Genomic DNA, 17,303 nt, shown 5'->3' on the forward strand with positions numbered 1-17,303 from the left:
GATCCCCCGGCGCGCCGCCGCGCGGCCGACCGGCGCCGGCCGGGGGTGGGGGCGGGTCAGCCGACGGCGACCGCGGCCAGGTACTGCTCCGCGCGGTCCGGCGCCATGAACCAGTCGTCCAGGTCGTTCGGGTCGCAGAAGCCGTAGGCGAACCGACGGGCGACCGCCGGACTGGTCGCGGCGGTGGCGAGGATCTGCTGCACGTGTGGGGGCAACGGCTGGAGCATGGCGTTCGTCCAGTGGGTGACCGCCTGGCCGGTGTCGGCCCAGAACCGCTCGAACGTCCGCTCCATCCACTCCGGGTCGAAGGGCTGGTCGGCGCGGTCCAGGATCGACCGCAGGTACGCGTCGGCGCACTTCGCGGCGGTGTTGCTGCCCTGGCCGGTGATCGGGTCGTTGGCGATCACCACGTCGGCCATGCCGAGGACGGCGCCGCCCGAGGGGAGTTCGCCGACCGGGTGGCGCACCGTGGGGGTGTACCGGCCGGACAGGGTGGCCCGCCCGTCGGTCAACTCCACCCGGGCGCACCGCTCGTGGATCCACGGCGTGTACTGCCGGGTCAGCTCCAGGGTCAGCCTGAGGTGCTCGGCCGGATCCCGCCGCTCCTGCCACAGGTCCAGCGGCCCGCCCGGCACCGCCTCCCAGAACAGGATGTCGCACGGTCCGGACATGGTGAGCGCGGGAATGACGAAGAGTTCCCCGAGCCCGGGCACCGCGTTGAAGCTGACGTGCGGCTGCGGCCACAGCGGGTCCGGCGTCATGCCGTGCACGTACGCGACGGCCAACCCGCGCTGTGGCGTCGCGTAGACCGACCGCTGCGGGTCACGGTCGAAGACACCCACCAGATCGCCCTTGCCGGCCGCCACGACGGTCAGGTCGTAGCGGCCGAGCCGGGTCAGCCCGTCCAGGTCGGCCGTGGTCACGCCCTGGTAGTGCACGGTGCCCCCCCGCTGCTCGAACAGCTCCAGCCAGGCGGCCATCTTCAGCCGCTGGTCGGTGCTCTGCGCGGGGTCGTCCAGCGGGCAGGGAACGCGCAGGGCCCGCTCGCCGGGCGGCGCGGACAGCGACACGTGCAGCCCCTGAATCTGCGGCGTCTGCTCCGTCCAGAGATCCAGGCCGTACCGGCGTTCGGTGTGCAGGGCGGCGGCGAACATGGCCTGTGTGCTCATCACCCAGCCACGGCGGATCTCCTCGGGCGTACGGGCCGACATGATGGTCACGTCGTAGCCCTCGGCGAGCAGGCCGAGTCCGAGCTGCAGCCCGGACTGACCGGCCCCGACGATCAGGATTCTGCGCATCTGTACCTCCAGGTGGGTGAGCTACCGGACCGCGCCGGCGGTGCTGGCCATGGTGTGTTCCACGACCGTCACCAGGGCCCGCGCGACCGACGAGGGGTCCCGGACGTCGCAGGCGACCAGGGGAACGTGGGCGGACAGTCCGAGGGCCGCCCGGACGTCGTCCAGGCGGTGGGTGAGCACGCCGTCGAACAGGTTGACGCAGACCACGAACGGCAGGTCGGTGTCCTGCTCGAAGTAGTTGACCGCGGGGAAGGACGCCTCCAGGCGTCGGGTGTCGGCCAGGACGAGGGCGCCCACCGCGCCGCGACACAGGTCGTCCCACATCGGCCAGAACCGGGGCTGGCCGGGCGTGCCGAACAGGTACAGCACCAGATCCCCGCCGATCGTCAGCCGGCCGAAGTCCATCGCCACGGTGGTGGTCGTTTTGTCGATCCCCGGATCGAGCCGGTCCACGGTCTCGCTCGCCGCCGTCATCCACGCCTCGGTGTTGATCGGCGGAATCTCCGAGATGGACTGCACGCACGTCGTCTTGCCGACCCCGAAGCCGCCGGCAATGACGATCTTCGCCGACGTCGGCAGGGGGTGCTCAGGCGAGCTGACGGAGGCCATCGCGGAGTCTCTCCAGAAGGCGGTGGTCGAACGGGGAGGCGGCGGTGTCGCCGTGGATGCACAGTCGGTCGGTCGCGGCGAGATCGTCTACGACCACCCGGGTCACCCCCAGCGACATGCCGCAGACGGCGGACAGCTCGGCGACCGACCGGGTCGTGCGGGCGTGCTCGTAGAGCGAACGGGGCTCTGGCAGCAGGCCCGAGGCGAACACGGCGTCGTAGTACGGCACCGACACCAGGGTGTGCACCAGCAGGTGCTGCCGGGTGCGGGTGCGCCCGCCGGTGAGGACGTAGGGCCGCACCTTCCAGTACGGGGTGGGCATGGTGGAGACCTCCTTGGGCTCCGGGACGGTCAGCGGGCCGGCCGGCCGGCGGTGTGGCGGTGCAACTCGCTACGGACCTGCGGGGTGAGCGCGTGCCGGACGGCTCCGACGAACTGTGTCATCCGGTAGGCGACGACGCGGAGGTCGCAGCCGGCCGTGGCGGCCACGGCCAGGCCCGCCGACTCGCCCACCCGCATGAACAGCAGGTGCCCGTGGGGCAGCCGGACCGTCAGGTACTCCGACGTCCCCAGGTCGAGCAGGGCGGCGCTGCGGTCGGCGATGCTGAGCAGCCCGGAGGTCAGGGCGGCGAGCTGGTCGCCGAGGTCGCGGGGCACCCGACCGGACGCGGCGAGCTGCAGTCCGTCGAGGGAGACGAGCACTGCGTGGGTGACGCCGGGTACGTCGTCGGCGAACTGGCGGACCAGCCAGGCGCAGTCCGGCGGGCTCTGGCCGGCGATCTGCTGGTGGCGTGCGTCGAGCGGTCCGGTCATCAGGGGTGTCCTTCGTCGAGGGTGGCTGGTCGGGCGTCGCCGACCCCGGCGGCGAAGTCGGCTGTCTCATCGGGCCAGGCAGACCCGCCGGGCGCTGGGGCCGGGGGCTGGGGTGCCGTACCCGGTGGCGGCGGGCGGTGCGCCCCGGGCGAGGGAGTCTGCCCACGTACGCTCTCGCGTACCCGGCGGGGCAGGCCGCCGGCCGGCTCCGGCGGGCGGGTGTCCGGGGCCGGGCCGTCGCCGGCCGGCGCGGCGTCGAGGAGGGTGGCCAGGCGCACCGTCGGGGCGCGCCTGCTGTCGTCGGACCTGGACATCTGCGCGCTCCCTTGCGGGATTCCGGCCCAGACGGGTGGCCGGCCGCCCGCCGTCGTCGGCGCGGTGCCGGCAGGCCCCGGCCGGGCGGCGGGCGCCACCTCGCAGAGCAGGGATCCGGGGATCAGCACCGTCGCGGTGGTGCCGCCCGAGGGGCGGGCGGTGAGGTTGACCCGCAGCTGGTGGGCGCGCGACAGGTGCGCGACGACGAGCAGGCCCAGGTGGGCCGCGGGGTTGCCGGTGGCCGGTGCCGGCGCGGTGCCGGCCAGCATGGCGTTGAGCTGCGGTAGTTGGCCAGGGTCGATGCCCACGCCGGCGTCCTCGGCCCGGAGCAGCACGCTGCCGTCCTCGGTGACGTAGGCGGAGACGACCACCGACGAGGTGGGCGGCGAGAAGCGGGTCGCGTTGTCGAGCAGTTCGGTGAGCACCCGGATGACGTCGTCGGCGGCGAACTCGACGACGCCCAGGTCCACGACGTGTCCGACCCGGACCCGCGGGTAGTGCTCGATGGCCGAGGAGGCGGCCCGGACCACGTCGACCAGGGTGACGGTCTGCGGGCTGGCGTCTTCGACCCGGCGGCCCAGTAGCACCTGGAGGTTCTCCGCGTGGCGGCGGATGCGGGTGTTCGCGTGGTCGATGCGGTAGAGCCGTTCGAGCCGTTCCGGGTCCTGCTCGTCGGTCTCCACTGCTTCGAGGTGGCTGCCCATCTGGTACGCCGAGGCGAGGATGCGCAGCGCGAACTGGTCGCAGATCGCCGGCCAGAGATCCTCCGCGTGGTTCTCGGGTGGGGGTGGGCTCGCCGCGGCGGGGTCCGCCTGCGCGAGCGCGGGATCGAGCCACCGGGCCGCTCGCTGCCGCCACGTCATGCGTCGACGATGCGGTGCCGTCACTGTGGACATCTCGTCGTCTTTCACGAAATAGCAGACCTATCGGTAATCAGGGTTTCTGACACGGTGCAGCAGTCAACCACCGTTGCCTGATGGTGGCAACGCCGTACGGCCGATCTGAGGCTTTTCGCACCGCGCCACCACCCTGTCCGAGGCCGCGCAGGACGGGGTGGGCTGCGCGATGACGGCAGGCGTACGGGTCGACCTGCGTCGATCAGCCGGTGGTCGTGCCGCCGCATGCCTGCCGTCCCGGTTCCGGGCCGGTCGCGTCGATGCCATGTCTGTACATCGCGCGCAACGGTCAGAGCGCAACATCATTTTCTGGGTGACCACCGCGCACGGCTGGTCAGGTGCCGTCCACCGTCCCCGCTGGCCCCGACGAGGCGGTGTCAGGTGCGGACGTCGGGCGGCGGAGTCACCGGCCGGTACGGGGTCACGGACCGCGCCCCGCCAGTGCGCACGAGGGCCCCGCCCGGCGGCCGGCGCCGCCAGTGCGCACGAGGTGGTGGCTGCGGAAGCCGGTCGGGTCGGCCGGGGCGGTGGCGGCCGGTGTGCAGCGCCGATCCGTTGCCGTGACCGACCGACCCGGCCGGGTGGCACGACGCCGCGCCGGCCCGGACGGTCAGCCGAGCAGGTCCCCGGTGGGCAGCGGCAGCCCCGGCAGTGACGGCAGCAGCGACGGGCTCGGCGCCGGCGGCGGGGGAGGCTTCGGTAGCGACGGCAGCGACGGCAGGAGCCCGGATCCGGAGCTGGGCCGCGGCGAGGGCCGCGCCGACGGCGACGCCGGGGCGGTCGGGGGTGGAGCCGGGGCCGGAGCGCTCGGGGAACCGCCGGTCGTCGAGGCGGCCGGCGCGGGCGGCGCAGGCGGGGCGCACCGGGGCCAGCCGGGGCAGCTCGCCGCCGCCAGGTCGCGCAGGACGGCGTCGATCTCGGCGCGCAGCCGGGCCGCGTCGGCGGGGTCGGTGACCGAGGTCAGGTCCTGTTGGGCCCGGTCGACCCAGTGTCGGGCGTCGTCGAGCCGGCCGGCGGCGACGGCGTCGCGGGCGCGGGCGATGCTCTGCTCGACGGTGCGCACCGCGGCCTGCTCGGGATGCAGGACCTTGGTCAACGACCACAGCGGGCTCGTCGGCCCGGCGTTCTTGCTGCCCACCCCCAGTCCCGTCGCCAGCACGAGGACGGCGGCCACGGCGGCGGCCAGCCGCAGTGCCCACGGCCGGGGCCGTCGCGGTCGGACGCGGCCGGCCCGGGCGTCGTACGGCCCGGAACGGAGGTCGGCCCCGCCCCGCCCGCCGGCGTGGGTGCCGACGGCGGGGAAGCGGTCGCTCGTCCCGGTCTCGTCGACGCCGGCGGTGACGTCGGCCTGCCAGGCGGCGAGCATGGCCGCGAGGTCGTCGCCGTCGGTGCCCTCCTCGCCCCGCCCGAGCGCGTCGAGGAGCAGGTCGTCGCGGGTGACCGTACCGAGGTCCAGCTGCTCGCCGCCGTCGGGCTCGTTCCTGGTCATGCCGCCACCTCGTCAAGTCCGCTGCCCGCAAGGGTACGGAGCCGGGCGAGGGCCCGGGACTGGGCCACCCGTACGGCCGCCGCCGACATGCCGAGGATCGTGCCCACCTCCTCGGCGGTCAGGCCGACCGCCACCCGCAGCGTGATGATCTCCCGCTGGACGTCGGGCAGCCGCTGCAACAGCACCGACAGCCGGCGGGCCAGGTCGGTGGCGACGGCCTGCTGCTCCGGACCCGGCGCCGCGTCCGGGTGCTCCACCGGGGTGTCGGTCATGGTGACGGCGGAGTCGCGTACCGCCGCCCGCTGGGCGTCGGCGACCTTGTGCGCGGCGACGGCGAAGACGAACGCCGAGAACGGCTTGCCCTGCTCCCGGTAGCGGGGCAGGGCCTTCAGCACCGCCAGGCAGACCTCCTGGGCGACGTCGTCGGCGGTGGTGTACGCCCCGCCGACGCGGCCCAGCCGAGCCCGGCAGTACCGCACCAGCCCTGGCCGTACGTCGGTGAGCAGGGCCGAGACCGCCGTCGGATCGCCGACAGCGGCTCGACGGACGAGCTCTGGCTCGATCGATGTGGTCATGGATTGCGAGACACCTTCGTTACCGGCGGGTTAACCGCACGCTATCGAGACGTGGGCCACTTTGCATAGGTCACCCTGGGTGCCCGCCCGCCTGCGCAAAGAAGTGTGTTGCGTTCCGTCCGGCCGGCGCGATGTCAGTGATGTCGACGGAGGGAGGGCGCATGGGTGTCGAAGTGGCGGTGCAGGGACTGACCAAGTCCTTCGGCGGACAGCCGGTCTGGTCGGACGTCAGCCTGACCCTGCCGGCGGGCGAGATCTCCGTGCTGCTGGGTCCGTCCGGCACCGGCAAGTCGGTGTTCCTGAAGACCCTGGTGGGACTGCTCCGGCCCGACGCCGGTTCGATCTGGATCGAGGGCAAGGACCTGCCCCGGCTCTCCGAACGCGCGCTGTACGAGGTGCGAAAGCTGTTCGGCGTGCTGTTCCAGGACGGCGCGCTGTTCGGCTCGATGACCATCTACGACAACGTGGCGTTCCCGCTGCGGGAGCACACCCGCAAGTCCGAGTCGCAGATCCGCGACGTGGTCAACGAGAAGCTCGACATGGTCGGCCTGGTCGGCGCCGAGAAGAAGCTGCCCGGGGAGATCTCCGGCGGCATGCGCAAGCGGGCCGGACTGGCCCGCGCGCTCGTGCTCGACCCCCGCATCGTCCTGTTCGACGAGCCCGACTCCGGGCTGGACCCGGTGCGCACCGCGTACCTGAACCAGCTCATCATCGACCTCAACCAGCGGACCGGGGCGACGTTCCTGATCGTCACGCACGACATCAACACCGCGCGTACGGTGCCGGACAACATCGGGCTGATCTACCACGGGCACCTGGCCATGTTCGGGCCCCGGGAGATGCTGCTGTCCAGCACCGAGCCGGTGGTGCGACAGTTCCTCAACGCCCAGCGGGTCGGCCCGATCGGGATGGCCGAGGAGAAGGACGCCGAGGAGTTGCAGGCCGAGGCGGACGCCGGGGCCGAACTGCCCCCGCTGCCGCCCATCCCGCTGCAGCTGCCGCCCTCGGACGGGCTGCCCCGCCAGGCCGAGCGCCCGCCGGGGCAGTGGTGCCGGGACAACGGCGTCACCCCGCCACCCGGCTCCTTCGAGGGCCGTCGCGACACCGCGCAGCCGACCATCGAGCTGGGCCGGGAGCTCGCCGCCGACAGGCGGCACCACCGGGAGGTGGCCGGATGAGCGCCCCCGTCGCCGCCGTCCGCGCCACCGGCGACTTCTTCGCCTTCTGCCTGGACACCCTGCGCGGCCTCGGCCGCCGGCCGGTGCAGGTCCGCGAGTTCGTCCAGCAGGCCTGGTTCATCAGCTCGGTGTCCATCCTGCCGGCCGCGTTGGTCGCCATCCCCTTCGGCGCGGTCATCGCGTTGCAGCTCGGCTCGCTGGTCCGGCAGCTCGGCGCGCAGTCGTTCACCGGGGCCGCGTCGGTGCTCGCGGTGGTCCGCGAGGCGGGCCCGATCGTCACCGCGCTGATCATTGCCGGCGCGGGTGGCTCGGCCATCTGCGCCGATCTCGGCTCCCGCAAGATCCGCGAGGAACTCGACGCGATGCAGGTGCTCGGCATCGACCCGATCCAGCGCCTGGTGGTGCCGCGCGTGCTCGCCTCGATGCTGGTCGCCGTCCTGCTCAACGGCCTGGTCAGCGTGGTCGGGGTGAGCGGTGGCTACCTGTTCAACGTGGTCATGCAGGGCGGCACGCCCGGCGCGTACCTGGCCAGCTTCCAGGCGCTGGGGCAGCTGCCTGACCTGCTGGTGGGCGAGGTCAAGGCCCTGCTGTTCGGTGCGGCCGCCGCGCTGGTCGCCTCCTACAAGGGGATGACCGCCAAGGGCGGCCCGAAGGGCGTCGGCGACGCGGTCAACCAGAGCGTCGTGATCACCTTCATGCTGTTGTTCGCGCTGAACTTCGTCGTGACGGCCGTGTACTTCCAGCTTGTACCGCAGAAGGGAAGCTGACATGCCGGGCCTGCGGTACCTCGACGACCTGGGCGGCCAGCTCGCCTTCTACCTGCGCGCCTTCGCCTGGACCCCGCGCACCGTGCGCCGATACAAGCGCGAGGTGGTCCGGCTGCTGGCCGAGGTGAGCTTCGGCTCCGGCGCGCTCGCCGTGGTAGGCGGCACGGTCGGCGTCATCTGCTTCCTGACCTATTTCACCGGCACCGAGGTCGGCCTGCAGGGCTACCAGGCGCTCAACCAGATCGGCAGCAGCGCCTTCACCGGCTTCGTCTCGGCGTACTTCAACACTCGTGAGATCTCCCCCCTGGTGGCGGCGCTGGCGCTGTCGGCCACCGTCGGCTGCGGTTTCACCGCCCAACTCGGAGCGATGCGGATCTCCGAGGAGGTGGACGCCCTCGAGGTGATGGGCGTGCCGTCCCTGCCGTTCCTGGTCACCACCCGCATGATCGCCGGCTTCATCGCGGTCATCCCGCTCTACGTGGTGGGGCTGCTCACCAGCTACCTGGCCACCCGCACCATCGCCGTTTTCTACTTCGATCAGTCGGCCGGCACCTACGACTACTACTTCAATCTGTTCCTGCCCCCCGTCGACGTGCTGTGGTCCTTCTTCAAGGTGCTGGTCTTCAGCGTGATCGTGGTGCTGGTGCACTGCTACTACGGCTACACCGCGAGCGGTGGACCGGCCGGCGTCGGCGTCGCGGTCGGGCGGGCCGTCCGGCTCGCGATCGTCGCGGTCAACATCGTCGACTTCTTCCTGTCGCTGGCCATCTGGGGCGCGACCACCACCGTCCGGATCGCGGGGTGAACATGAGAAATCGCATTCTGGGCATCGTCTTCATCGCCCTGCTGACCGCGGCGCTGACCGCCTCCGTGCTGCAGTACAAGAAGGCGTTCACGCCGGTCGCCTGGGTAACCCTGCACGCCGGTCGGGCCGGGCTGCAGCTCAGCCCGGGCGCCGACGTCAAGGTACGCGGGGTGGTCGTCGGCGAGGTGCGCTCGGTGGGCAGCGAGGGCGCCGGCGCGAGGATCCGGCTGGCCCTGGACCCGGCCACGACGCCACTGATTCCGGCCGACGTCAGCGCGCGGCTGCTGCCCAAGACGCTCTTCGGCGAGCGGTACGTCGAACTCGTCCCGCCGACCGGCGGCCCGGCCGCACCGATCCGCGACGGCGCGGTCATCGGCCAGGACCGCAGCCGTACGGCCGTCGAGCTGGAACGGGTCCTCGACCAGGCGCTGCCCCTGCTGCAGGCGGTGCGGCCCGACCAGCTTGCCGCGACGCTCGGCGCCATCGCCACCGCGCTGGAGGGACGCGGCGAGCAGCTCGGCGCGAACGTCGAGCGACTCGACGCATACCTCAAGCAGCTCAACCCGGCCATGCCGACCATCGCGGAGGACATCCGGAAACTGGCGGTCGTGCTGGACAGCTACGACGCCGCGCTGCCCGACCTGCTCGCCCTGCTGCGCGACGTGACCGTCACCTCCCGCACCGTCACCGACCAGCGTGAACAGCTGGCGGCGTTCCTCATCGAGACCACCGACACGGCGGACCTCACGCGCGGCTTCCTGGACCGCCACGGCGACCAGCTCATCTCCCTCGGCCAGGTCAGCCGACCGGTGCTGCAACTGCTTGCCACGTACTCCCCGGAGTACGCGTGCATGATGAGCGGCCTGGTCGCCCTGCAACCCCGCGTCGAGGAGGTCTTCGCCGGCGGGCGGATGCACATCACCCTCGAGGTCACCCGTGACGGCGGCAAGTACGAGAAGGGCCGCGACGAGCCGGTCTACGGCGCGCACGACGGCCCGCACTGCCGGGGCGTGCCCGACCCGGGGAAGCCGGCGCCCGAGGTGCCCATCAACGACGGTTACGACTACCGGGGCGAGCGCCCTCGTACCCCGCTGCCGGTCGGCCTGCTGGGGACCTCGCCGGCCGGCGGGTCCCCGGGCATGGGCCGGGCCGGCACCGCTGAGGAGCGTGCCCTGGTCAATCCGCTCGTCGGTGCCGTCACCGGCACCCCGCCGGCGGAGGTTCCCGACATCGCGGTCCTGCTCTGGGGGCCGTTGCTACGCGGAGGGGTGGTGAACGCCCGATGAGCAGCAAGACCATGGCGCCCCTGCTGAAGCTGGTGGTCTTCGCCGCGGTGACCCTGCTGCTGACCGCGCTGCTCGCGCAGACCCTCGGTGCCTTCCCGCCCGGCGGCGTCACCTACCGGGCCCGGTTTACCGACGTCACCGGGCTGCTCCCCGGGGACGACGTACGCGTCGCGGGGGTGAAGGTCGGCCAGGTCAGCCGGATCAAGGTGGTCGACAGCACCGTCGCGGAGGTGGCCTTCAACGTCACCCGCGACGTCCCGGTGGCTACCAGCGTCCGCGCCAAGATCCGCTACCGGAACCTGGTAGGTCAGCGATACCTGGCGCTCAGCGAGGGGCCGGGGGAGGGGCGGCCGCTGCGGGCCGACGGCGTCATCCCGCTCGGCCAGACCACGCCGGCGTTGGACCTCACCGTGCTGTTCAACGGGTTCCGGCCGTTGTTCACGGCCCTCGACCCCGACGACGTCAACAAGCTCGCCTACGAGATCATCCAGGTGCTGCAGGGCGAGGGCGGCACGGTGAGCAGCCTGCTGCAACGCACCGCGTCGCTGACCAACACCCTTGCCGACCGGGACGCCGTCATCGGACGGGTCGTCACCAACCTCAACGGCGTCCTGGCCACGCTGGCCGAACGGGACCGCAACCTCGACCAGAGCATCAGCCAGCTGCAGCAGTTCGTCTCCGGGCTCTCCGCCGACCGCAAGGCCATCGGCGAGTCGCTGGTCAGCATCGGTGAGCTCACCACCGCCACGTCCGCGCTGATCGACGAGGTACGACCACCGCTCGCCGCGGACATCCGAGCCCTGGACGAACTCAGTGGCAACCTCAACCGCAACGCGGCCGTCATCGACGGCACCCTCGGCCGGCTCCCGGAACGGTACGCGTCCCTGACCCGCGTCGCCTCCTACGGCTCCTGGTTCAACTTCTACCTCTGCGACTTCGACGGCAACGTGGCGGTGGCCGGCCGGGCGCCGATCGACGTGCCCACGTTCAGCGCCCCGGCCGCCCGATGCGCGGGAGGTAGCCAGTGAAACCGTTCCGGGAACGCAACCCCGTCGTCATCGGCACGGTCGGGCTGGCGCTGATCGTCGCCGCGCTGCTGGGCGCCTTTCAGCTCGACCGGTTGGCCGACCTGACCGGACGCGCCTACCAGGCGGCCTTCCACGACGCCAGCGGCCTCACCTCCGGCAACGAGGTGCGGGTCGCCGGGGTGCGGGTGGGCAAGGTGACCGCGGTGGAGCTCGCCCGAGACGGTGCGCCCTACGTCCGGGTCCGGTTCCGGCTGGACGACGACAGCGTCCGCCTCGGCAGCGACACCAGCGCCATGATCAGGATCAAGACGGTGCTCGGCCAGAAGTACCTGGCCCTGATACCGGCCGGGCCCGGGCGGCTGCGCGAGGGCGGGCAGATCCCCCTCGCCCGGACCGCGGCGCCGTTCGACGTGGTGCAGGCGGTCACCGGACTCGCCGACACCCTCGACAAGATCGACACCGAACAGCTCGCCGCCGCCTTCACCACCCTGTCCGAGACCTTCGCCGACACGCCCGACAGCGTGAACGCCTCCCTGGTCGGACTCTCCCGGCTCTCCCGCACGGTCGCCGACCGCGACGCCGAACTGCGGACCCTGCTCTCCCGCGCCCGCTCGGTCACCACGGTGCTGGCCAGCCGGGACGAGGAGTTCCGCAAGCTGGTCGCCGACGGCGAGGCGCTGCTGGCCGAGGTGAGCCGGCGTCGGGACGCCATCCACAAGCTGCTCGTCGGCACCGACGAACTCGCCACGCAGCTCTCCGGACTGGTCACCGACAACCGCGCCCGGATCGAGCCCGCGTTGCGCAAGCTGCGCGAGGTGGTCGCCATCCTGCAGCGCAACAAGGAAGACCTGGAGAAGACCATCCAGCGGATGGGCCCGTTCGTCTCGACGTTCGCCAACGTGGTCGGCAACGGCCGCTGGTTCGACTCGTACGTGGCCGGTCTGCTCCAGCCGTACCAACCGACGAGGGGAGGCCGCTGATGCCCGGTCCCATCCAGCGCTGGCGACGACCGGTCGCCGTCGCCACCGCCCTGCTGGTGGCCGTCGCCGCCGGCGTGGTCGTCCTCCGTGACGGCACACCCGACCGGCGGGTGGTCGCCTACTTCTCGCGTGCCGTCGGGGTGTACCCGGGATCGGACGTGCGGGTGCTGGGCGTTCGCGTCGGCGAGGTGCTGACGGTCACCCCGCAGGGCCGCAGTGTCAAGGTCACCATGTCCTACGATCCGGGGATCGACGTCCCCGCCGAGGCGCAGGCGCTCATCGTTCCGCCCAGCGTGGTCAGCGACCGGTACGTGCAGCTCACCCCCGCCTACGCCGGCGGCGCCAGGCTCACCGACGGGGCGGAGATCCCACTGGAGCGGACCGCCGCGCCGATGGAGATCGACGATGTCTACCAGGCGCTCGACGACTTCAACCGCACCCTCGGCCCGGAGGGGGCCAACCGCGACGGTGCCCTGTCCGACCTCGTCGCGACCGGCCGGGCCAACCTGGAGGGCAACGGGCAGAACCTGCACGACACCCTCGACGGCCTGTCCCGGGCGCTGACCACCCTCTCCGACGGCCGGCAGGACCTCTTCGGCTCCGTCGCCAACCTGCAACGCTTCACCACCGCGCTGGCCCGCAGCGACCGGGAGGTGCGCGCCTTCAACCAGCAACTCGCCGACGTCGCCGAACAACTGGCCGGCCAACGCGACGAGCTGGCCGCCGCGCTGCGCAACCTCGCCACCGCGCTGGCCGACGTCACCGCGTTCGTCAAGCAGAACCGAGCCGCGCTGACCTCCAACGTCGCCGCGCTGACGGAGATCACCGGCGTGCTGGTCGGCCAGCAACAGGCGGTCATCGAGATCCTCGACGTCGCCCCGCTCGCCGTGAACAACCTCGCCCTCTCGTACAACCCACGGTCCGGGACCCTGGACACCCGCAACAACGCGATGGGCCCGTACGACCCAGCCAGCTTCGCCTGCTCCCTGTTGGTCGACCAGCTTCCCGCCGCTGAGGTGCCCGCGAAGTGCATGGCGCTCGCGCAGACCCTGCACCAGCGCGGGCTGCCCATGACCGACCAGCTGCGCAAGCTGCTCAAGCTGCCGCCCGGCGCCCCGGCGACCGGCGGGTCCTCACCGGGACCTCCCATCAGCTCCCCCGGTGCGTCGATCCCCGACCAGGCGCCGGGCGGCTCCGGCATCACCAGCGACCCCACCCTCGGCGGCATCCTGCGGGGCACCCCGTGACCGCCCGGGCGCTGCGCGCCCTGGCCGGCGCGGTCCTGATGGCGCTGCTCCCGACCGGGTGCGGCCTGCCCGACCTCGCCGACCTGCCGCTGCCCGGCGGCGCCCCGAAGGGCGAGGGGTACACCGTCACCGCCGAGTTCAGCGACGTGCTCGACCTGGTGCCGCAGGCCGCCGTCAAGGTCGACGACGTGACCGTCGGAAGCGTGGAGAAGATCTCCCTCGCCGGCTGGACCGCGCGAGTCACCCTGCGTATCGGCACCGACGTGCGCCTGCCGTCCAACGCCACTGCCGCGGTCCGGCAGAGCAGCCTGCTGGGCGAGAAGTACGTGACCGTCGCGGCGCCGATCACCGGAGCCTCGACCGGCCGACTCGCCGACGGCGACGTCATCCCGCTGTCCCGCACCAACCGCGGCGCCGAGGTCGAAGAGGTCCTCGCCGCCCTCGGCCTGCTGCTCAACGGTGGCGGGTTGGCTCAACTGCGGACCATCAACCAGGAACTCGGCACCGCACTCGCCGGACGGGAACCCGCCGTCCGGGACGCGCTGGGCCAGCTCGACGAGTTCATCGGCGGGCTGGACAAGCAGAAGGCCGACCTGGTCCGCGCCCTCGACGCCCTCGATCGGCTGACCGGCCGGCTCAACCGGCAGAAGCAGGTGCTCGGCGACGCGGTGGACTCCCTCGCCCCCGGCCTGACCGTGCTGGCGCAACAGCGCGCCCAACTGACCAGCGCGCTGACCGCCCTGGACAAACTCGGCGACGTCGGCACCCGGGTCGTCAACCGCAGCCGCGACGACACCGTGGCCAACCTCCGGTCGTTGCAACCGATCCTGGAGGAGCTGGTACGCGCCGGTGACGACCTGCCGAAGTCCCTGGACTTCATGCTGTCGTACCCGTTCCCGCCGAACGTCACCGGCGCGATCGTCGGCGACTTCGTCAACCTGTCCGTCACCGCCGACCTCGACTCGGCCTCGATCCTGGCGAACCTGGCCGCCGCGGCCCCCTCGCCGGCAGGCCCGGCGGCGCCGCCGAGAACGGCCACTCCGGCCAGGCCGCCCGCCGCCGGCGGGCCGTCGCCCGCCGTCCCGCTGCCCGGCACCGGTCCGTTGCCCGGCCTGCCGATCCTTGAGTGCCTGCCCGACCCGGACAGGTTCCCCGCCACCTGGACGCCGCCGAAGGACTGTCTGCTGCCGGAGGGCTGCGTCCTGCTCAAGCCCGGCTCGACGGTGCCCGTCGGCGGACTGATCCTGCCCAAGGGCGTCGTGCCACCGGGCACCGCCTTCCCCGCCGGGACCGAACTGCCCCCGGGCACCGTCATGTCGGCGCAGTGCGTGCTGCCGGTGACCGGCGCGGTGACCGGACAGATCGGCGGCCTGCCGGACATCCTCGGAGGGGGACTGAAGCCATGATCGGACGTACCGCGAAACTGCAGGTTCTGGCGTTCGTGCTGGTGAGCGTCCTCGGCGTCGGCTACGTCGCCGTCCGCTACGTCGGTGTCGGCGACCGGCTGCTCGGCGGAAGCTACGTCGTCCACATGGACCTCACCCGAGCCGGTGGGATCTTCCCCAACGCCCCGGTCACCTATCGCGGGGTGCCGGTCGGCCAGGTCACCGCGGTCGCCCTGCACGGCGACGGGGTCCGCGCCGACCTGCGGTTGCAGCGCGACGTCCGGGTGCCCGACGACCTGCGGGCCGTGGTGGCGCAGCGCTCCGCCGTCGGCGAGCAGTACGTGGACCTGCGCCCGGACCGCGACGGCGGGCCGTACCTCGCCGACGGGGCGGTGATTCCGGCGGACCGGACCGGCGTCCCGCTCGCCCCGGAGGTCCTGCTGACCAACCTCGACGCCCTGGTCCGCTCGGTCGACCCGGAGGACCTCACCGTCCTGATCACCGAACTCGGCACCGCGTTCGAGGGCAACGAGACGGCGCTGGCCAGCATCCTCGACGCTGGGGATGCGCTGCTGACCGAGGCGGACGCCCGGCTGCCGGAGACGCTCGCGCTGATCGACGACGGACGTACCGTGCTCACCACCCAAGCGGAGTCGGCCGAGGCGCTGCGCCGGTGGGCGGCGGGCCTGGCCCAGCTGGCGGCCACCCTCCGCGAGGCCGACCCGGACCTGCGGCGGCTGCTCGCCGCTGGACCTCCCGCCGGGCGTGAACTGTCCGCGCTGCTGCGGGGACTGGAACCGACGGTCGGCACCCTGCTCGGCAATCTGGTGACCGTCAACGGCATCGCCGCCCGGCGGCTGCCCGGCATCGAGCAGATGCTGGTGGTGTACCCGATCGCCGTCGCCGGCGGTTTCACCGTCACCCCGGGCGACGGCACCGTGCACCTCGGTCTGGTGGTCAATGCCAACGACCCGCCGTCCTGCGTGTACGGGGGTGGCAACGCGAAGTGCGACGCCGGGGAGCGGGCGGCCGGCGCCAGCGTGCGCGGCAACGCCAACGCGCCCCGACCGGGGGGCCGGGAACCGGCGGCCGGCCCGGCGTCGTCCGGCGCCGAGCCGAGGGCCGGAACCACCACCGGTGGGTACGACCCGGCGACCGGCCTGGTGCTCGGCGCCGACGGTCGACCGTTGCAGTTCGGCGGGACCGGTGGTCAGTCCCGGATGGCCGGGGACCAGTCGTGGAAGCAGTTGCTGCTCGCCGGGGTGACCCCGTGACCGGCGCGAAGAAGGAGGTGGCGATGCAGGCACGCAGGAACCACACGCTGAAAATCATCAAGGGGGCGAAGCCTGGAGTGCCGGGCCGGGCGGCGCAACGCCGGATGGTCCCCCGTCAGCTTTCCCAGCCGGAGGAGCCGATCGAGGACCTGCTGCAGCGGCTCGACCAGGAACCGGTCGAGGACCCGGCGGAGTTGGCGGATCCGGCGGCCGGTGACGACCCGGCGGACGCGGACGCTCCTCCGGAGGAGGCCGCCGGGGGCCGCCCCGCGGAGAAGCGGGCCACGCCAGCGCCGACGCGACGGCGGCGCCCGCTGATCGTCCTGCTCGTGGTGGTGCTCGCTGCGGCCCTCGCCGCCGCCGGCATGACCGGTCACCGGTGGTACGTCGACCGGGCGACGGACCAGGCCCGGCAGGAGGCGATCGCCGCCGCCAAGCAGGCCAGCGTCAACTTCGTCTCGGTCAGCGCGGCCAGCGTGGACCGGGACATCCAGCGGATCACGGCCGGGGCCACCGGTGACTTCAAGGACGAGTTCAGCCGGGGACAGTCCCAGGTCCGGGCCGCGGTGGTGGAGAACAAGGTCGACTCGCGCGGGTCGGTGCTGCGGGCCGGGCTGGTCTCCGGCGACCGCAGCCGGGCGGTCGTGCTGGTGGCGGTCGACGCCACCGTCAAGAACGTCAAGTCGCCCGAGGGGCGGCCGTCGCACTACCGGATCCAGATGGACCTGGTCCACGACAAGGACTCCGGCCAGTGGCTGGTGTCCCGCCTGCAGTTCGTCGGATGAGAGAGGGAGGACCCGTGCGTACCCTGGTCGACTTCGCGCGACGGCCGCGCGTGCTCCGGCGGCCCGCCGCCCGGATCGGGCTCGTCCCGGCTCTGGTCGTGGCGATCGTGCTCGTGACCGCCGTCGCCGGTCTGGCGTGGTGGGGCGATCACCGCGCCGAGCAGCGGGACAGCGCCGTACGTCAGGCGCTGGCCACCGCGCCAGCCGCCGCCAAGGCGATCTTCTCCTACGACTACCGCACCTTCGACGACAGCGTCGCCAACGGCCGCAGCTTCGCCACCGGCTCCTTTGGCAAGGAGTACGAGCAGACCACGGCGGCGTTGAAGCAGACCGCCGCGAAGCAGCAGGCGGTCGTGGCTGCGGAGGTGTCCGCGACGGGCGTGGTGACCGCGACCACCGACCGGGTCGAGCTGCTGGTGTACCTCAACCAGTTCCGGCGCAACGTGAACACCGCCGGGGAGAAGGTCGACCAGAACCGCGTGGTGCTCACGCTGGTCCCGGTCGACGGCGAGTGGAAGGTAGCCAAGGCCACGGCCATCTGAGGTCCTCGTAGGCGGCTCCCGGACGGCATCG

At 72.5% G+C, this 17,303-nt stretch carries 18 protein-coding genes; 11 read left to right on the top strand and 7 right to left on the bottom strand.

Going from position 1 to position 17,303, the window contains the following annotated elements:
- Nucleotides 1-56: 56 nt before the first annotated feature.
- The 7 genes from ACTMS9_RS22230 to shbA all read right to left on the bottom strand — a co-directional run bounded on the left by ACTMS9_RS22230 (nucleotide 57) and on the right by shbA (nucleotide 5,995).
- Nucleotides 57-1,298, bottom strand: coding sequence for a styrene monooxygenase/indole monooxygenase family protein (locus ACTMS9_RS22230; protein ID WP_441148443.1), 1,242 nt, complete (start codon nucleotides 1,296-1,298; stop codon nucleotides 57-59).
- A gap of 21 nt (nucleotides 1,299-1,319) precedes the next feature.
- Entirely contained in the window at nucleotides 1,320-1,907 is a 588-nt protein-coding gene (locus ACTMS9_RS22235; protein ID WP_357609899.1) for a GTP-binding protein, read from the bottom strand.
- Nucleotides 1,885-2,229, bottom strand: a complete 345-nt coding sequence (locus ACTMS9_RS22240) for a DUF742 domain-containing protein (protein ID WP_154936744.1) — start codon at nucleotides 2,227-2,229, stop codon at nucleotides 1,885-1,887. The genes ACTMS9_RS22235 and ACTMS9_RS22240 overlap by 23 nt, the downstream gene beginning before the upstream one ends.
- 29 nt (nucleotides 2,230-2,258) lie before the next feature.
- Nucleotides 2,259-2,720 (bottom strand): roadblock/LC7 domain-containing protein, encoded by a 462-nt coding sequence (locus ACTMS9_RS22245; RefSeq protein WP_357609896.1) that lies wholly within the window; start codon nucleotides 2,718-2,720, stop codon nucleotides 2,259-2,261.
- Nucleotides 2,720-3,898, bottom strand: coding sequence for an ATP-binding protein (locus ACTMS9_RS22250; protein ID WP_441165899.1), 1,179 nt, complete (start codon nucleotides 3,896-3,898; stop codon nucleotides 2,720-2,722). Before ACTMS9_RS22250 ends, ACTMS9_RS22245 begins: the two co-directional genes overlap by 1 nt.
- 643 nt (nucleotides 3,899-4,541) lie before the next feature.
- Nucleotides 4,542-5,420, bottom strand: a complete 879-nt coding sequence (locus ACTMS9_RS22255) for an anti-sigma-D factor RsdA (RefSeq protein ID WP_441165900.1) — start codon at nucleotides 5,418-5,420, stop codon at nucleotides 4,542-4,544.
- The gene (gene shbA / locus ACTMS9_RS22260) at nucleotides 5,417-5,995 is read right to left on the bottom strand and encodes an RNA polymerase sigma factor ShbA (protein ID WP_441148440.1); all 579 of its coding nucleotides are present in this window, start codon (nucleotides 5,993-5,995) and stop codon (nucleotides 5,417-5,419) included. Before shbA ends, ACTMS9_RS22255 begins: the two co-directional genes overlap by 4 nt.
- A 161-nt stretch (nucleotides 5,996-6,156) precedes the next feature.
- Here shbA and ACTMS9_RS22265 point away from each other — a divergent pair, with 161 nt between their 5' ends.
- From ACTMS9_RS22265 to ACTMS9_RS22315, 11 genes are read left to right on the top strand one after another with little or no spacing between them, the layout of a single operon-like run.
- Nucleotides 6,157-7,173, top strand: coding sequence for an ABC transporter ATP-binding protein (locus ACTMS9_RS22265; RefSeq protein ID WP_441148439.1), 1,017 nt, complete (start codon nucleotides 6,157-6,159; stop codon nucleotides 7,171-7,173).
- Nucleotides 7,170-7,940 carry an MlaE family ABC transporter permease gene (locus tag ACTMS9_RS22270; RefSeq protein ID WP_441165901.1) on the top strand — a complete coding sequence of 257 codons (771 nt, stop codon included), beginning with the start codon at nucleotides 7,170-7,172 and terminating at the stop codon, nucleotides 7,938-7,940. The genes ACTMS9_RS22265 and ACTMS9_RS22270 overlap by 4 nt, the downstream gene beginning before the upstream one ends.
- A 1-nt stretch (nucleotide 7,941) precedes the next feature.
- Nucleotides 7,942-8,745, top strand: coding sequence for an MlaE family ABC transporter permease (locus ACTMS9_RS22275; protein WP_210775907.1), 804 nt, complete (start codon nucleotides 7,942-7,944; stop codon nucleotides 8,743-8,745).
- A gap of 2 nt (nucleotides 8,746-8,747) precedes the next feature.
- Nucleotides 8,748-10,031 (top strand): MCE family protein, encoded by a 1,284-nt coding sequence (locus ACTMS9_RS22280; protein ID WP_441148437.1) that lies wholly within the window; start codon nucleotides 8,748-8,750, stop codon nucleotides 10,029-10,031.
- The gene (locus tag ACTMS9_RS22285) at nucleotides 10,028-11,059 is read left to right on the top strand and encodes an MCE family protein (protein WP_441148436.1); all 1,032 of its coding nucleotides are present in this window, start codon (nucleotides 10,028-10,030) and stop codon (nucleotides 11,057-11,059) included. The genes ACTMS9_RS22280 and ACTMS9_RS22285 overlap by 4 nt, the downstream gene beginning before the upstream one ends.
- Nucleotides 11,056-12,039 carry an MCE family protein gene (locus ACTMS9_RS22290; RefSeq protein WP_441165902.1) on the top strand — a complete coding sequence of 328 codons (984 nt, stop codon included), beginning with the start codon at nucleotides 11,056-11,058 and terminating at the stop codon, nucleotides 12,037-12,039. The genes ACTMS9_RS22285 and ACTMS9_RS22290 overlap by 4 nt, the downstream gene beginning before the upstream one ends.
- A complete protein-coding gene (locus tag ACTMS9_RS22295; RefSeq protein WP_441165903.1) occupies nucleotides 12,039-13,286 on the top strand; it encodes an MCE family protein in 1,248 nt (415 codons plus the stop codon). Before ACTMS9_RS22290 ends, ACTMS9_RS22295 begins: the two co-directional genes overlap by 1 nt.
- Nucleotides 13,283-14,692, top strand: a complete 1,410-nt coding sequence (locus ACTMS9_RS22300; protein WP_441165904.1) for an MCE family protein — start codon at nucleotides 13,283-13,285, stop codon at nucleotides 14,690-14,692. The genes ACTMS9_RS22295 and ACTMS9_RS22300 overlap by 4 nt, the downstream gene beginning before the upstream one ends.
- Nucleotides 14,689-15,945 (top strand): MCE family protein, encoded by a 1,257-nt coding sequence (locus ACTMS9_RS22305; RefSeq protein ID WP_441165905.1) that lies wholly within the window; start codon nucleotides 14,689-14,691, stop codon nucleotides 15,943-15,945. Before ACTMS9_RS22300 ends, ACTMS9_RS22305 begins: the two co-directional genes overlap by 4 nt.
- Nucleotides 15,942-16,730 carry a hypothetical protein gene (locus ACTMS9_RS22310; protein WP_441165906.1) on the top strand — a complete coding sequence of 263 codons (789 nt, stop codon included), beginning with the start codon at nucleotides 15,942-15,944 and terminating at the stop codon, nucleotides 16,728-16,730. Before ACTMS9_RS22305 ends, ACTMS9_RS22310 begins: the two co-directional genes overlap by 4 nt.
- 14 nt (nucleotides 16,731-16,744) lie before the next feature.
- Nucleotides 16,745-17,272: a hypothetical protein gene (locus ACTMS9_RS22315; protein ID WP_441165907.1), complete on the top strand. Its 528-nt coding sequence runs from the start codon at nucleotides 16,745-16,747 to the stop codon at nucleotides 17,270-17,272.
- Nucleotides 17,273-17,303 lie beyond the last annotated feature (31 nt).

This window comes from Micromonospora sp. L31, from assembly GCF_052068075.1.
Lineage (GTDB): Bacteria > Actinomycetota > Actinomycetes > Mycobacteriales > Micromonosporaceae > Micromonospora > Micromonospora purpureochromogenes.

Bases quoted from the DNA above. Each gene is read 5' to 3' on its own strand.
- ACTMS9_RS22255 (WP_441165900.1), bottom strand. From the start codon at position 5,420: ATGACCAGGAACGAGCCCGACGGCGGCGAGCAGCTGGACCTCGGTACG.
- ACTMS9_RS22240 (WP_154936744.1), bottom strand. From the start codon at position 2,229: ATGCCCACCCCGTACTGGAAGGTGCGGCCCTACGTCCTCACCGGCGGG.
- ACTMS9_RS22245 (WP_357609896.1), bottom strand. From the start codon at position 2,720: ATGACCGGACCGCTCGACGCACGCCACCAGCAGATCGCCGGCCAGAGC.
- ACTMS9_RS22265 (WP_441148439.1), top strand. From the start codon at position 6,157: ATGGGTGTCGAAGTGGCGGTGCAGGGACTGACCAAGTCCTTCGGCGGA.
- ACTMS9_RS22305 (WP_441165905.1), top strand. From the start codon at position 14,689: ATGATCGGACGTACCGCGAAACTGCAGGTTCTGGCGTTCGTGCTGGTG.
- ACTMS9_RS22230 (WP_441148443.1), bottom strand. From the start codon at position 1,298: ATGCGCAGAATCCTGATCGTCGGGGCCGGTCAGTCCGGGCTGCAGCTC.
- ACTMS9_RS22250 (WP_441165899.1), bottom strand. From the start codon at position 3,898: ATGACGTGGCGGCAGCGAGCGGCCCGGTGGCTCGATCCCGCGCTCGCG.
- ACTMS9_RS22275 (WP_210775907.1), top strand. From the start codon at position 7,942: ATGCCGGGCCTGCGGTACCTCGACGACCTGGGCGGCCAGCTCGCCTTC.
- ACTMS9_RS22280 (WP_441148437.1), top strand. From the start codon at position 8,748: ATGAGAAATCGCATTCTGGGCATCGTCTTCATCGCCCTGCTGACCGCG.
- ACTMS9_RS22235 (WP_357609899.1), bottom strand. From the start codon at position 1,907: ATGGCCTCCGTCAGCTCGCCTGAGCACCCCCTGCCGACGTCGGCGAAG.
- ACTMS9_RS22285 (WP_441148436.1), top strand. From the start codon at position 10,028: ATGAGCAGCAAGACCATGGCGCCCCTGCTGAAGCTGGTGGTCTTCGCC.
- shbA (WP_441148440.1), bottom strand. From the start codon at position 5,995: ATGACCACATCGATCGAGCCAGAGCTCGTCCGTCGAGCCGCTGTCGGC.
- ACTMS9_RS22270 (WP_441165901.1), top strand. From the start codon at position 7,170: ATGAGCGCCCCCGTCGCCGCCGTCCGCGCCACCGGCGACTTCTTCGCC.
- ACTMS9_RS22295 (WP_441165903.1), top strand. From the start codon at position 12,039: ATGCCCGGTCCCATCCAGCGCTGGCGACGACCGGTCGCCGTCGCCACC.